Source organism: Microbulbifer maximicatervae (SeqCode) (assembly GCF_052467305.1).
Window position 1 is genome coordinate 2,700,149 of sequence record NZ_CP174306.1, and the last position, 15,745, is coordinate 2,715,893.

The 15,745-nt window shown below is 41.3% G+C and carries 12 protein-coding genes; 6 read left to right on the forward strand and 6 right to left on the reverse strand.

Going from position 1 to position 15,745, the window contains the following annotated elements; genetic code table 11:
* Positions 1 to 24 precede the first annotated feature (24 nt).
* The 6 genes from ACJJI4_RS11845 to ACJJI4_RS11870 form a co-directional block, all read right to left on the reverse strand.
* Positions 25 to 795: a glycosyltransferase family 2 protein gene (locus tag ACJJI4_RS11845; RefSeq protein WP_444928195.1), complete on the reverse strand. Its 771-nt coding sequence runs from the start codon at positions 793 to 795 to the stop codon at positions 25 to 27.
* Between the two features lie 81 nt (positions 796 to 876).
* Positions 877 to 1,833: a GDP-L-fucose synthase family protein gene (locus ACJJI4_RS11850; RefSeq protein WP_444928196.1), complete on the reverse strand. Its 957-nt coding sequence runs from the start codon at positions 1,831 to 1,833 to the stop codon at positions 877 to 879.
* 3 nt (positions 1,834 to 1,836) lie between these two features.
* Positions 1,837 to 2,952 (reverse strand): GDP-mannose 4,6-dehydratase, encoded by a 1,116-nt coding sequence (gmd, locus tag ACJJI4_RS11855; protein WP_444928197.1) that lies wholly within the window; start codon positions 2,950 to 2,952, stop codon positions 1,837 to 1,839.
* Positions 2,953 to 3,026: 74 nt separating this feature from the next.
* Positions 3,027 to 3,896 carry a glycosyltransferase family 2 protein gene (locus ACJJI4_RS11860; protein WP_444925261.1) on the reverse strand — a complete coding sequence of 290 codons (870 nt, stop codon included), beginning with the start codon at positions 3,894 to 3,896 and terminating at the stop codon, positions 3,027 to 3,029.
* A gap of 361 nt (positions 3,897 to 4,257) precedes the next feature.
* The gene (locus ACJJI4_RS11865) at positions 4,258 to 5,349 is read right to left on the reverse strand and encodes a glycosyltransferase family 4 protein (RefSeq protein WP_444925262.1); all 1,092 of its coding nucleotides are present in this window, start codon (positions 5,347 to 5,349) and stop codon (positions 4,258 to 4,260) included.
* On the reverse strand, positions 5,342 to 6,397 hold the full coding sequence (locus tag ACJJI4_RS11870; RefSeq protein ID WP_444925263.1) for a glycosyltransferase: 1,056 nt from the start codon (positions 6,395 to 6,397) through the stop codon (positions 5,342 to 5,344). The genes ACJJI4_RS11865 and ACJJI4_RS11870 overlap by 8 nt, the downstream gene beginning before the upstream one ends.
* Positions 6,398 to 6,531: 134 nt before the next feature.
* On the opposite strand from ACJJI4_RS11870, the gene ACJJI4_RS11875 reads away from it, so the two are divergent.
* The 6 genes from ACJJI4_RS11875 (at position 6,532) to ACJJI4_RS11900 (ending at position 14,471) form a co-directional block, all read left to right on the forward strand.
* The gene (locus ACJJI4_RS11875) at positions 6,532 to 7,374 is read left to right on the forward strand and encodes an ABC transporter permease (protein ID WP_444925264.1); all 843 of its coding nucleotides are present in this window, start codon (positions 6,532 to 6,534) and stop codon (positions 7,372 to 7,374) included.
* Positions 7,371 to 8,063: an ABC transporter ATP-binding protein gene (locus ACJJI4_RS11880; protein ID WP_444925265.1), complete on the forward strand. Its 693-nt coding sequence runs from the start codon at positions 7,371 to 7,373 to the stop codon at positions 8,061 to 8,063. Before ACJJI4_RS11875 ends, ACJJI4_RS11880 begins: the two co-directional genes overlap by 4 nt.
* Complete coding sequence (locus ACJJI4_RS11885) at positions 8,035 to 9,030, forward strand: hypothetical protein (RefSeq protein WP_444925266.1); 996 nt, start codon at positions 8,035 to 8,037, stop codon at positions 9,028 to 9,030. The genes ACJJI4_RS11880 and ACJJI4_RS11885 overlap by 29 nt, the downstream gene beginning before the upstream one ends.
* Positions 9,031 to 9,083: 53 nt before the next feature.
* Positions 9,084 to 10,325, forward strand: coding sequence for a glycosyltransferase (locus ACJJI4_RS11890; protein ID WP_444925267.1), 1,242 nt, complete (start codon positions 9,084 to 9,086; stop codon positions 10,323 to 10,325).
* 141 nt (positions 10,326 to 10,466) lie between these two features.
* Positions 10,467 to 11,654: a capsular polysaccharide export protein, LipB/KpsS family gene (locus ACJJI4_RS11895; protein ID WP_444925268.1), complete on the forward strand. Its 1,188-nt coding sequence runs from the start codon at positions 10,467 to 10,469 to the stop codon at positions 11,652 to 11,654.
* 636 nt (positions 11,655 to 12,290) lie between these two features.
* Positions 12,291 to 14,471 (forward strand): glycosyltransferase, encoded by a 2,181-nt coding sequence (locus tag ACJJI4_RS11900; RefSeq protein WP_444925269.1) that lies wholly within the window; start codon positions 12,291 to 12,293, stop codon positions 14,469 to 14,471.
* Positions 14,472 to 15,745: the final 1,274 nt, after the last annotated feature.

A 15,745-nucleotide genomic window follows, 5' to 3' on the forward strand; every position in this document is an offset into this window, starting at 1 on the left:
AATCAAACAGGGAAAGGTTGGCCTTCACCGCCTATGGGTAAGGCCAATTCCTGTGTATTCGAGCAGTTTAAGAGGTACTTTAAATAGAATCAGAAAAAAGTTTGTGTAGATATGATTTTCTTTGCAGGCCCTAACAATTTCCAGATTTTGATGAATCCGCCCCCAAACGCCCTGGGAACTAACACCCCCTTCACGCATTTTCACAATACATTTTGGCAAACGCCTGAAGCTGATTTTATCCCGATGAAGAAAACGAGCTAGCAATTCAAAATCCGCTGCAACACGGTAGTTGGTTTTATATAAACCTAGCTTTTTATAACAGTCACGCCGTACAAAAAATGTAGGGTGGGGTGGCATCCAGCCCCAGCGAAATTTAGACACCCTAAATTTACTGGAGCCATAAAAACGCACTCTTTGGCTTAAGTTATTGCGAGCCACAATCTCCAGGTCTGCATAGATAGACTGGGCTCCCGAAACTAAAAATTCATTAACAACATTTGAAATTACACGACTATCAGAATAGACATCATCAGAGTTAATTGTGCCGACTATATCACCAGACGCCAGGCATATGCCTTTATTCATAGCATCATAAATACCTGAGTCCTTTTCAGACACAACTGCCGCGACTTGGTCTTTAAACTCAGATATTATCTCTAGCGTTCCATCAGTAGAGCCACCATCAATAATTATATGCTCAATATTTGTATAATCTTGAGCCAACACGGATAGTATTGTGTCGCGAATGGTGTCAGCACTATTTAGACAAACTGTTATCAGGCTTATTTTTATCACAAAAAGTCTCAAGTTGTCGTTTCGTGAAAAGTAAAACCTCTCTTGAGAACTCTAGTACAAATTACAATATCTGACATTCGATCAACGTAAAATACTTCTATACCAGTCGTATGTTTTCTTTAACCCTACCACCAAGGAAGTCTGGGAATCCCACCCCAACTTCGATAGCTTTGAGGTGTCTAGCAACTTCCGCGGCACACCATCAGGCATTGACCTGTCAAATGTAATATTTCCCTCAAACCCAATGATCTCGGCGATTAAATAAGCCAGCGCCTTAACAGTGCAATCCACCCCAGTACCCACATTTAGGTGGGAGCACATAGGCTCTGTCACGGATCGATATACTCGATCTTCCAAACCCATTACAAACACCAACGCATCAACCATATCCTCTACATACAGAAATTCTCGTCGAACATCACCACTCCCCCAAATCCTGACATTCTGCAGCCCTTCATTTTTGGCCTTATGAAAACGATATATTAATGCAGGGATAACGTGTGAATTTGCAGAGTCAAAGTTGTCATGTGGACCATAAAGGTTTGTCGGCATAACACTGCGATAGTTACGTCCATACTGCCTTGAGTACGACTCGCACAACTTAATTCCGGCAATCTTAGCAATAGCGTAAGGCTCGTTAGTCGTCTCCAACCTGCCCCCAAGCAGGTCCTGCTCCCGTATCGGTTGGGGGGAATCCCTTGGATAAATACAAGACGACCCAATAAACAGCAAATTTTGGATATCGGCCTTGTGAGCCTGATGGATTACATTGCACTGAATCATCAGATTCTGGTAAATAAAATCAGCTGGGAGCTTGCTATTCGCCAATATGCCCCCCACTTTTGCCGCAGCCAAATAAACAGTATCAATCGACTCCGAATTAAAAAAATCAGAAACAGCATCAGCATCTGTCAAGTCCAGCGAACCTCGAGGGCAAGTAATGACTTCACAGTTTTTTACCGGTCTCAACCTCTGAATTAATGCCGAACCAACCATGCCCTGATGACCTGCGACAAAAACTCTCTGGGAGTATTTCACTAACTACTCCTCAAAAATAGGCTCAGTGCGATAACCATTCCCAGCCAACAACAAATTCCGCTTCGCTTCCCTCAAATCATACTTAACCATCTCCCCAACTAAATCTTTCAAGGTTGTTTTAGGTGCCCACCCCAGCTCTTGCCGAGCCAATGAGGCATCACCTACTAGTGACACCACCTCTGTCGGGCGAAGATAACGAGAGTCCACTTTAACAATTACATCTCCACACTTAACTGCTGGAGCATCTTCTCCCACAATTGAAGTAACAACACCTACCTCTTTCTGCCCCTCTCCATAAAACTCTATCGCGATCCCCAGCTCCTGAGCACAATTACGAACAAAATCCCGAACGGAGTATTGCAGCCCTGTAGAGATGATAAAATCCCTAGGACTTTCTTGCTGCAACATCAACCATTGCATTTCAACATAGTCCCTAGCATGGCCCCAGTCCCTTAGTGCATTCAGTTCCCCCAAATACAGGCAACGCTCTAAACCTTGGGCAACATTTGCCAAACCCCGGGTTATTTTTCGGGTAACAAAAGTTTCACCACGCCGTGATGACTCGTGATTAAATAAGATCCCATTGCATGCATATAAGCCATAGGCCTCGCGGAAATTGACAACAGTCCAATAAGCAAACAATTTTGCAATTGAGTATGGAGAGCGAGGGTAAAAAGGGGTACTTTCATTCTGAGGGGAAGCTTTGGCAGCACCATAAAGCTCTGACGTTGAGGCTTGGTAAAATCTAGTTTTATCCAATCCCAGAAGGCGCATCCCCTCTAGTATTCTGAGGGTTCCAAGCCCGTTCACATTTGCAGTATATTCAGGGCATTCAAAACTGACCGCAACATGTGACTGAGCACCCAAATTATAGATTTCATCAGGCCGCACCTCCTGAAGAATTCGAGTCAAATTGCTCGTATCGGTAAGGTCTCCATAGTGAAGAAAAAACCTTCTACTATCATCTTGCGGCCCTTGGTACAAGTGATCTATGCGGCTCGTATTAAATGAAGAGGACCTTCTTTTAACTCCATGAACCTCGTACCCTTTCGCCAATAAAAATTCAGCTAAGTAAGAGCCATCCTGGCCTGTTACACCGGTTATTAATGCTTTTTTCATATCTCAGCCTGTTAGAATTATTGGTATACAAGCTCACCTCCTCACAATCAATACCGCCCAAACATTTACAAAGATCAATGTCGCTCAGGTTTCGCCCCTAACATCAAGCGAGCCATCTCCCGTATTTCAACCCCCCACAACCTTATCTGAACGAAAGTTGCCAACAATCTATAACCAATATAAATTTCCCTTTTCCGCCAAAAAAATACGACCGACCTTACCGGCGGAAGAAGGGTATATAGGATCAGTTTAAACCTCCCTGCCCCTTGAGAGAGGAAAAACTGCCCTCCCTTTATCCGCCTTGCTTTTGTCGCTACAGATTGCCAGGAGCATCTAACTCGATGATGAACAAAAGCAGATTTCAGAAATAAGACTTGGTACCCTCTCGCCCTCAATCTTCTGCAAAACTCAAAATCACCACTCGAAAAGGAATTCTCACTAAAGCCGCCAAACTTCAGGAACAAAAACCGATCAACTACCATATTTGCTGTAGCCGCAACTCCTGCTGATACGTAAACCTCTTGTGGTATCCCTCTCATAAAGTCATAGACTTCATAGATATTGGAAAATCCATATTGCTTTTGACTTCGCACATCACCGGCAAATAACTTTACACTCCCTCCCCAACACCCAACCGCCCTATCAATTCCGGCTATCCACTTTGAATCCGGCAGGCAATCAGCATCCGTAAATATAAGCCAATCTCCTTCAGCGATCTCTGCCCCTCTGTTTCTTGCCGCATAAGATCCAGGCTTTTTGCACTTTCCCCTCTTAACCTGGAAGCTTCCCCCCCCTAAAAAGGATGGAGAATTCCCGTCGTTTGATATCAGTACAAGCTCAAAAAGGTCTTTTGAAATGACCTGAGACTCCAAGCAACAAACCAACTCCTCAATGAAGTGCCACTGCTGATAGACCGGAACAATCACGGAAAATTTAGCCCGCATAGCAGCACCAATTGCAGATATTGTTAGACATTTGAATCATCACGCACTGACTAAACGATTAGCACAACACTTGGAATTAGCAACCTACAACATTGGCCAACAAACAGGATGGGCGGGGATTTCAACAACTGGATCAGGAGAGAGATAGATGAGAATTTCGACAGCAGCCAGGGTAGTTAGAACCTGACAACCTTAAGGGAAGACCGAAACAATCAATGACAAAATAAATTTGGATAAGTCTTAAAGCCCCACAACCTTGAAACCGCAGAACACAAACATACTTCAGGGAATAGCCAGAGACCCGACCGAAAAGAGAATGATGTAGAAGCTAGCGCTATAAAAAGATGAACCAAAAAGCCAGCTACCCGTTGATAGCAGCCTCCTCCAACACCTTCAAGGTGGCTTCCGCTGCTCGATCCCAAGAAAACTCTTTTACCCGAGCGCATGCAGATTCCTGAAGGTTATGGACCAAATCCAAATCTGAATGCAGCTGATGGATACCATTAGCCATGCTAGAAACCGAAAGAGGGTCGACTAAAATAGCTCCACCTCCAGCCACCTCCCGCATAGCTCCAGTATTAGAGGTCAAAACCGGCGTATTCTGCGAAAATGCCTCAACAATAGGCAGCCCAAACCCCTCATAAATCGAAGGGATAAGCAAAGCTCTGGCATTATGATACAAGCCACTTAACTCGTGATCAGGCACATAACCCCGCACCTTTACCATTTCTCCTAAACCCAACCCCTCAATAACTTCACTTAATCGAGGCAGCCCCCAGCCTTGCCCACCGCAAATATAAAGCGGCAATGCTCCTTGAGTAGCCATATCCAAGTAAGCTCGATATGCGGACAGCAGGCGCTCCAAATTTTTCCGGGGCTCCAGGGTACCGACGAAAAGGAAATACTCCCCATCAATGCGGTCGTCAGTATTTTCCAAGAAAGGTGCTTCAGGAATAACAACGGTCTTACCCACAGACTTTGGCATTAGTTCTGTGAGCTCATCGGCAGTAAATGCTGATACCGCTATCACCGTTTGCGCCGAACTCACAGACCGGGGCATCAACCCCCGTTCGAGATATTTACCAAATACAGACATAGTTTCAGGAAAGCGCGCCCAAACCACGTCGTGAATCGTCACAACCCGGCTTACCGAAGACGGCATCATCAGTGGTAAATGATGCCTAGGGGACCAGAATACCTGCAAATCATCATGCTTAGCCCAAGATGGGAAGCGGGCTTGAGCAAAAAGAGTACCCAATGATTTACGCCCAAACTTCCCTGTACGTACGACCACATTAGCTGCCTCACAGAACCTCTCAGGGAGCGGCGCATCACTATAAAGGAACCATTCATGCCTACTTTTTACCATACGCTCAATGAGGGCTTCCGTATAACGGCCAATACCTGTAGTGACAACTGACAATGGCCTGGCATCAACACCAATCCTAAGCACAGGAGCTCCGGTCGGAGTCAATCACCTCACCACCATCAGCCCCCAGAACTTCCCGATAAAGCTCTTGATACGATTCTCGCATCTTCTCGCCCGTGAACAGGGTTTCATAACGCTGGCGGGCTGCAGCCCCCATTATCTTGGCTCTTTCGGGGTTGGAGCTGAGGTCATTCATAGCCGCCCGGAGCGCGGAGCTATCCGCTGGAGGTATCACGTGGCCAGTTACACCATTCTCATTTACAAAGCTTGTACCGGTGCCTATATCACAACTTATTAGCGGCTTACCGGCCATAAGCCCTTCAATCAAAGTGACCCCGAAGGCTTCAGAACGGAGATGGGAAGGAAAAACTACAGCACCACACAGTCTATACAATGCGGCCTTTTCTTCATCGGATACAAACCCCAGAAATTCAACGTTATTCAGGCCTAGCTTAGAAACAAGAGCGTGCATACCCCCTTCTTCCGGTCCCGCCCCCGCAATCAATATGCGGCAGCCAGCCCCCTCAGCTGCACGAACCAGGTATTCAAGGCCTTTATAATAACGAAGAACACCAACAAAAAGCATGAAACCCTGGCCATAGGTTCCCTCAATACGCTTCAAGTCGTCTTCACACGGGGACGGCAAGGTATCCTCATCAACCCCCAAGGGAATCACAGAGACCTTATGCTTCCAACGCTGCAAAACAGGGCTCGTTGCCACATACTGCTCTGAAGTAGCTACGATACGATCCGCTTTGGCAAAGAAACGATTCATAAGAGGGGTATAAAGCTTAAGCAGCCACTTCTGTCTCACCACATCTGAATGGTAAGTCACAATTAAAGGCCGCCGCCTACCTGCAAGCAAGTAAACTAAGTCTCCGAATGGCCATGGGAAATGAAAATGTAAAGCTTCTGCCTTTTTACCCCACATATCCAGTAACAATCCAGGCCCAAAGCAAACAGACTTAAAAGTAAACCAACGGCGTCTAGTTTTAACGGCGACCCTGCCATCAAGTACATAGTTTCCAGGTTTCGATGACAGGGATAGGACTTCCCCCCCCTCTTTTGTCATTTGAAAGATAGCCTGCTCTAAGCCACCATGTGTCTCAGGAATAAAAGTTCTGTAGCAGTGAACAACTTTCAACTTACGAAGCAAAATATGAGGCCTTCACGAAAAATTTGAACCAGTGTACAACAGCTAAGCTGTTGTTTCTAAAGCTTTTGAGGTATATTGGATTCTTTAAATCACCCAGTAAAGTTGCAGCTTACCTTAACATTTTGATGCTGAAGAATCATCTGAATATTGTTTGGCTTAGGGGCGTTAACGCTCTTAAAGCTGATATTGAAAAATCTTACCTAGGAACTGTCTGGTGGTTGCTTGAGCCACTACTTTTAACGGCTCTATTTTATCTGGCTTTTTCTACAGGATTAAGGGGCCAAGGGCACGAAGGGGGTTTCCTCACATTCCTTTTATGCGCAATGCTTCCATATAAGTGGACTGCATCATGCTTAACCACATCCTCAGACTCAATAGTAAATAACAAAGGAATTCTAGGGCAGTTTTACCTACCTAAATGGATATTCCCTAGCGCTGTAAATCTCTCCATGACAATTCGATTTATCATGGTTTTACCAATATTATTTGGAGCGCTACTATGGTCAGGATACTCAGCAACATTAGTCTGGATTAATATCATTCCAATTATTTTGTCTCAGCTAATACTCAATCTAGGTATTAGCTTTTTGGCTGCCGCAACCGTACCACTCATCCCTGATTTAAGGCACTTAATTCCAATTGCCACAACCGGAATCCTCTTTACATCTGGCGTATTTTTCGATATCAATACCCGCCCTGAGAGTATCCAAACGATATTATGGCTTAACCCGTTTAGCGTTCTATTTGATAGCTATAGATCTGCATTGCTACACAGTCAATCTATATCTGCTGCAACTTTATTTTATCCATTTATGTTTGGCATATTTCTGCTGGCAATCAGCCTTTTGATTTTAAAGAAGCTTGATCGTACATACCCACGGGTACTAGTGTGAACACTCCTATTTTATCATTTAGTAATGTTGGGTTAGCTTATCGTCGCAAGCTTAACTTATTTTCAAAGCCTAACTGGGTTTTACGAGATATCTCGTTTGATCTATATCCAGGCGAAACTCTTGGCGTGATAGGTCGCAATGGCGCAGGCAAGTCGACTCTACTCAAGCTCTTAGCTGACATAATTTCTCCAACAAAAGGACAAATAACTCGGTTATCGGGCACAAAGTCACAGCTACTTTCGATAGGGTTAGGTTTCAACAAAAGCTTAAGCGGAGTGGATAACACATTAATGGCTCTTGTCACACAAGGGAAAACTATTCGTGAAGCGAAAAGTTTAGTATCGCAGGTTGCAAAGTTTGCTGAACTAGAGCATATAATTGAATACCCCGTAGGTACATATTCCGCCGGCCAAAAAGCTCGTCTTGGATTTTCAACAGCAATTCATGCTACGCCAGATGTGCTATTGCTTGATGAAATTCTTGGTGTTGGCGATAAAGAGTTTCAAAAAAAATCGTCTTATACCTTAAAGAAGAGGGTTCGGTCTGATCAAACTGTTATATTGGTTTCTCATTCATTGACAACTTTAAATGAACTTTGTGACAGAGTGCTCTGGATCAAGTCAGGATCAATCAAGGCTATCGGGGACACCAAGGATATAATTGAACGCTACAACTCAGAACCCAGTTGAGATGAGAATTTACGTGCATATTGGGTCGGATAAAGCTGGATCCACGGCGATACAATCGGCCTTAAGCGAAAACAGATCAATCCTACAAGACCAGGGTATATATTACCCAAAACTCATTAATTCAAGAATTAATCATGATATTCTTGTCAGAGAACTGAAATCTGGAAAACAGGGCCCTGCCTGGAACACTCTAAATCAACTAATTAAGGATAGCCCAAAACAAATTGTTTTAAGTGCAGAGTCTTTCTGCACCTTAAGCTCCAAACAGATTGAAACCTTTAAGCACTGGCTAAACTGCTCAAGTGTATCGATAGTGGCATATATTCGCAGAGCAGATGAGTATCTTGAGTCCGGCATGCTACAGAGACTGAAAAGTGCACCCTCTCTGAAAAAATTCGTCAGGCAATACTGCTATTTGCAATATATGCCAGCTATATTTGACACCTACGTCTTCGCCGCTGTACTAAAAGCAAGATTTATTAAAAAGTGGGAAAAGCATTATCCCGGCATGGTCTCTGCGCGAGCTTATAACCCCTCGCAGTGGGAGGGTGGAGACCTAATAATTGACGCTTTAGGAAGTTTAGGTCTCGAAAACAGACTCACGTCAATTCAACTTTCAGATTCAAAGCGCAATGTCACTCCTAACATCACAGCAATTTACGCAATATCAATTTTGAGTAGAAGCAAAACTCCCGGTTTACGAAATGCATTCTCAGAAACATTTAAATCTGAACAGCACCAGTATAAGAACGGGCCAGTTTTGCGACGCACAAAAAGAGCTTTCGCCAGATATCTCGCTCAAGTGTACAATTTATATGCTTTAAGATCTCACTCTATAACCTTTTCAAGAGAAGCTACGCCCAAGTCCGGCAAGCAGCCTAACTTGTCGACATTAATCAACGAAGCTGAAAACTTGGTTGCCAACTACTTGATTAAGAAATACAAGCCATCTCAAAGCTCTAAATAGTAACCACACATGAGCTTAATCCCATATCGGTATATGACTATCAGGAGGTGAGCGTGAAGGTATTGATTTGCACGATGCAATTTGGTCATGGTTACACTCAAGGGACTGAGCGGTATGTTCAAAACCTTAGTAGCGAACTCAGAGCCCAAGGTCACGTAGCTATTATTGCTGCTGGCGACCCAGAAAAGAAATTAACCGAGGGGCGGGCAAGCAAACCCACCACACATCAGATCATACCAACAAATGGCTGGGGTACGGTCTCAGGACATGCGATTAACTACTACCTTAATATTATCGATCGGATTCAGCCAGATCTAATCCATATGGTAAACCCCGCCCACATCGGTATTAATATATTAAAAGCAGCTAAAGTGCGCAGCATACCCTATTTTATATCTGTGACTGACTTTTGGTGGCTTTGCCCCAAGCACACACTCACGCTCCCCAACGAAGAGTTCTGCCATGGATTTCGAGACACTCAAACTTGCTTGACATGCATCGCACAAACACATCCTAACAAGCGAGTCAGATCAATAGCAAGGCTTCCTTTTATGGTCAAGCCTGTAGCAAAGGTACTAGAGGCAAAGCTCAATTTTGACAAAGCAACGAAGCAATGGGAGCATCGAAAGTCCGATTTGCAGAAGTTACTTGAAACTGCAAAACAAGTTTTTTTCTTATCCAAAACTTCACTCTATTTTTTCGAGAAATACTTCAAACTCGATAATAGTAAGTACATCCCAGCGGGCATTGCACAGCATTGGTTTGATCATCCCCCCATTAAGAAACCACTTCATAACAATTTGAGAGTTGGATTTTTAGGAGCAATTGCCCCACATAAAGGACTACATACATTAGTTGAGGCCTTAACTAAAGTCTCTGACCCTACGATTGAGTTGTTTATTGCGGGAAAAAAAGATCAGACGAAATATACAGAGGAAACCCTCACCAGATACAAACAGACAACATATCTAGGAGAGCTTGCAGAAACAGAATCTATTCACTTTATGGATTCAATTGACTTGCTAGTCATACCTAGCAACTCCCCTGAAAACCAACCTCAAGTACTTTTAGAAGCTGCCGCAAGAGGTGTTCCAGTTATAGCATCAGATACCCCTGGGTGCGCAGAACTACTCCCCGAACAATCCACTTTTCCGGTGAACAGCGCTGACAAACTCTCAGCACTGTTAAAAATAGCCAAAGTGGATATTCAAAAACTAGGAACCCCAAAGAAGGGGATATCTGCTCGAACGATGGCAAATCAAATCTGTGATGTATACATGCAGAATATTTTTTAAAGAGAAAGAAAATGCTTTTTGAATGAATTCAAACCCATTAGAGCCTGCATTAAATTCACCCCTATTTTTAGGCAGACGACGGCTTAACACTGGCAATAAGCGTTAAGCAACTGAAAGCTCTAAGCAACTTAACTTAGAAAAATGAAAATATTAGTTTATGAAGCAATGCCTGATATCGGACGGGCAGAAATCGTCTTAGGACTTGCAGGGAAATATATATCTGAAGGGCACACTGTATTTTTATTGCTTGACGAAGAGACATTCTTGTTAAATAGGAATGATATTACCGCCCCACACGTGATCAACTGCATTAATATCATACGATCAAGATTTCCAGCAACTCACATCCCTTTTTTTTCAGTACCCAGAAATAAAAAATTAAGGAAATTATTTCTAAGAAAGGCCACAAATAAAGCGCTAGCGAAGATTGAAGACTACAAATCTAAATTTTACAGAAAAATTCTAGAGGAATTCCAACCGGATGCTATTTATATCTGGAATGGCCTTATGGATTATCAGCAAGCTTTTATTCGATGCTCTCAGAAAATCAACCCACACCAAAAATATTACTTCCTTGAGGCAGGATGGTTCCCTCAAAAAGGAACTTACTATGAAGACACTTTGGGGGTAAATGCAAAAAGCCATATCGCCCAAACAACCCCGAATAGTTTAACGCCTGAAGAAACGAAAAAAATCAAAGCCTGGAAAAAAGATAAAATTAAAGCAAATGGAAATTTTCAAGCTTGCGATAAAGATTACTATTTTGTTCCGTTGCAACTTGAGAGCGACTCAAATATAAAATACTTCTCTCCATTTCCAACAATGGAGAAATTTGTGAGCTGGATCATCAAAAACACCAACAATGAAGTACAGATCGTTGTTCGCCCTCACCCTTTAGACAAAACCTGCAAGGAAAAATTAGCAGCTATGTCAAATAGAGTTGTAGTTAATACAGAGACTCCTCTAAACTCTTTAATTGCAAGCTGTAAAGCCGTCATAGGAATTAACAGCACTGTTCTCCTAGAGAGTTTAGTATACGAAAAAACAGTATTTGCCCTAGGTAAAGGGCTTTTCCAAAGTAGTGGAGCCATTTTCCTACAAAGAGAGGATGAAAAAATTCCACTCACTTCTTCAACTCCTGCTTCAATGATAGCTAGGCAGGAGGCCCTGCTCCACCTACTGATATCCAAACAACATCATATCCCTACATTTACACAAAAAAAAATAAATCAACCTCATTTAAATGTAACCAACACAAAATTCAACAAGGGCTTACAGTTATTAAGTAAAATTAAAATAAACTTGAAAAAATTGCTGTACTTTAAGTAGCTAGGAGGTACCAGTAATTTAACAGATCCTTACGGCAAAAATGTTGAAAAAGAAAATGACGCCTACTAACAGTGCAGGCAGTGGGGCACAACTGTGGGCATGCCAAGCTCAAGAAAATAGCTAATATTATACATTTCACAATTTCTTTCTAAGCTACTGGCCTCGCTATAACCCAAATTGTTTGCATTGTAAATCTGGCGTTATTTTCCTCTTTCGATTGACGCAGAAGTGATTGCTATTTGTTTAGCGCAGCAGGGAGTTAACCTGTCGCCCATCCTTGACAGTTGCATTTATCAACTGCAACAATAAACCTCTTAAACAGATTGTGGGCGGCTTGCATACATGAACCTTTGCAAGCTACCACTCTAACAAATAGAACCTCTAAACATATAGCCATAAATCAAATTAGCCCCCTGTACTTACATCACTAACAAGTACAAGTGTATGCTAGAAGACCAAATCAAAAACTTCATATAAAAATCGGCTCACTCTAGAGATCAACAGTTACTAAAATATACTTGGTTAAAATTTTCAATTTACACGACTTTGATATAATCTTCATACTGTATTAGAATTAACAACATACATCTGAAATATAATGCCGTTAACTTTAAGTAATATAAAGTAGGGGTTAGCATGAGCCAAGATATTTTCCTTGATGTAATAATTCCATTCAGATATAGCTCACTGAGAAAAGACTGCATTAACAATTTGAAGTTAGTTCTGAGTGAATTTTCCAAGCAAGATGTTCGTTTTATTCTTGTGGATTCAGGCAGCGAAAAATTCGCATCAGAAATAGTAAATAATATTTGCGACAAATACAATGCACTTTACACCCATCTAAAAACTCAGGATGAAGTTTTTTCAATTGGCAAAGCTCGGGATCATGGGGTAGCCATATCTACAGCAAAGTATATTCTTCTTCAGGACATAGATCTTCTACCCTACCAATCATTCTACATAGACATTAAAAAATTAATTAAAGATCGCTTTAAGACAGGAGCGGACGAAGTAATCAATATCCCATGTATCTACCTGTCCAATGCCGCATCTCGGGAATATAGTAGTATTGACTCTAAATTTAGGAAAGAATACCTGCTCGACTGCTTAAGGACAGGCGATGACAAAATTGAATTTTATGGTGCGAGTTCATCAGTAGCCATCTTTGATCGATACTACTATTGTACCCTTGGCGGACATGACCCAAGATTTCAGGGGCATGGATGTGAGGATTTTGAATTGTTCTACAGGGCGTACAGAAACAATACACGATTCCCAGAGCCTGCCAGCATGTATATTGATGATGGAAACTGGGAATCTCGATCTTATACCGGCTTCAGATCGTGGTATAGAAAATATGGCGATGAATCAGCATTAAATGGGATATTTATCGCTCATATATGGCATGAGCGCGAAAAAAGTTCAGACAGCTATATTAAAAAATCCATAGCAAACAAAAATCTACTAAAAGAATGCATGGTAGAATTTGACACCAACAATAATTGTTGGCTGCCCCCCATTCCCTACAGTAAGAACAGGACTCTTTTTTTGGGTGTTGAAGGTAGCAATTTTACTGAAAGTATAAGGGAGGTTATTCCTTCGCTGGGACATGTTATTTATCAGTGTGAATCTTTTTTTAAAACGGAGGAATTTATAGCAGATTACATATCAAAAAATAATATAGATCAAATATTTTTTCATAATCCATATGCAAACAAAGAAAGATTAAATATATATAAGTATTGTAGGAATCATAAGATACCCTATCTTATTTATGAAAGAGGGGCACTTCCTGGATCAGTTTTTTTTGACAGTAATGGATTCAATTCCGACAGCGCCTCATATCATGAAAGAAATTGGAATAAAGAACTAACTAATAAAGAAATCTTATCAGTATCTGAGTTTTGTGAAAATAAAATACGGGGCGGAACTTATCTTGAAAATCAACCTCAAAAAATGGGAGGAATATATATTAAAAATAAATACCGAATAAATGGAAGAAAAATATGCTTCATCCCCCTTCAAAGGCCAACAGACACAGTTTGTAAGTATTTTAAAGGGCCTTTACATGATTACACTGAATTCTATGCTTGGGTGAATTCTATTTCCAGATCGCTTAAAGATTGGGTGTTTATGGTGAAAACGCACCCACTTGAAAATAGAATAACCTATCCATTTGACAATTGTCAGAATGTTTTGAATTGCGATCAGGAAAATATCGATGATTTAATAGATGTGGCTGACTCTATTTTTTTACTCAACTCTGGGGTTGGACTATTATCCATACTAGGGTTTAAAAATGTTGTTTTAGTAGGTGACGCGTTCTACCATCACAAAGGATTATGTAACAAGGCCGAATCTCCCGAAGAGGCTAGCAAGCTTATTTCCAGAGACTGGAAACCTGATAAAGCTAAAGTTTACAAATTTCTTAACTACCTTATCAATGAATTCTATTCATTCGGACATTTTTCAACTAGTACGACCATTAGGAATGGAGCTAAACTCACTATAACTAATAAAGTTAAGTTCAAAAATATTCGCATTCTTGGTCAAAATATTAAAAAGGAGTTCAACTCTAGAAAGCACCCTTTATTTTCAGCGAAATCTTACCTGCTCGGGGTGAAATTTTCTCAGATAGATATCCCTCGAAACCCAAAAAAAATCGCAGCAACCCAAAGCTTTTACACTAAACTTAAAATTAAGAAGGCAATAAAGAGCCTAATTTGGAAAATAATAGGCCCCAAAAATGGAGTGGCGCTTATTTCCGGAGTATATCGCATGCTAGGTACAAGAAAAAATTCTTCGAAAACCATATAAAATGTTATTTAACCTTAAGAAATACTTGATGATAAATCGCTTACAGGCAGCAACTCCATTCCACTTTTGTGAGCACAGACCTCTACCCTTTTAACATATTGGGGTTTTTACATTCATAATTAGATATTAATTCATCTTGCTTTCATATGGCCTCGGCCAACATTTTTTAGTTCGTGTACTGACCATCTTGATCTAGAAAAATAAAACACTGTTAACCTTCTTTGCCCCCCGCCTAAGGTCTATTGCATTATAACAAGCGAAATACACTACACTTACCTGGAGCGAAACAATTTTCAATATATCTTGATCCACGTATTAAGCCATATGTGTTATTACGCCACAATTATTTCGTACATTTACAGTTATATGAATGCCCACTTGGCTGTGATTAAGCACGAAATTAAAAACAACCCTAAAAAGGAATCGTATTCTAGGTCCGCCATCCTCCAAATTTTGAATCTATATTTAATTGAAAACCAATTGCACACCTCCATTGACACAATTGTTTTATCAACATAATGCGATTTGTCCTACTGAAGATCCAACCTTTATTATTTTTTAGCCGTTAACTTGACCTCTGGATTCAATGCTATCAGTTATCGAGTAGTATACCCTTTATTTAAGGTGTATCTTCCACGCCCCACTACCAATTGCTTCACTCAACTGGTGACAGTCCGACACTAATAACCAATAAACAGCCTTCACAGAACATCGAATAGCTCTAATCTACTACTAGAAAGACAAAATCCGGATTAAATTAAGGTTAAAGGATAAACATGTTTATCTTAGGAATATCACTAAATTCGGTCGAAATTTATTATCAATAATGATCTCAGATATGATAGGATAACACAGAAATCGTGCCATAAATCTAAATCATCTATAGTAAACTTTGCGATTTCTTAGTTTCGGATAATAATTGCAATTGGTAAAGAGGGCTCAGCTTGTAGAGTCGGCACCTCTTCCGGCCAAGAGAAAGGCGCTTATTATCCGAAACCAAGGTCGCTTATCTTTAGATGAGCTCCAATAACCATTGAAGCTCTAACTTAGTAGGCACTTATACTCTCTCTACAAGTTTACGACTTTGATGCAAGGATTCTTAGTGAAAGAGTGTTGTCGATGGATCTTCCCCCAGCTTTACCAACTAATCCAGTTTCTATCACAGTATTGGTTTGCACGTTCACCTCTTGCTCTCAGCTCCACAAAACTATTGTGGCTTCCACACCTCTCACTTTCTTCACGGTTAAACCTAAAAATACTTACATAAGTAGCTG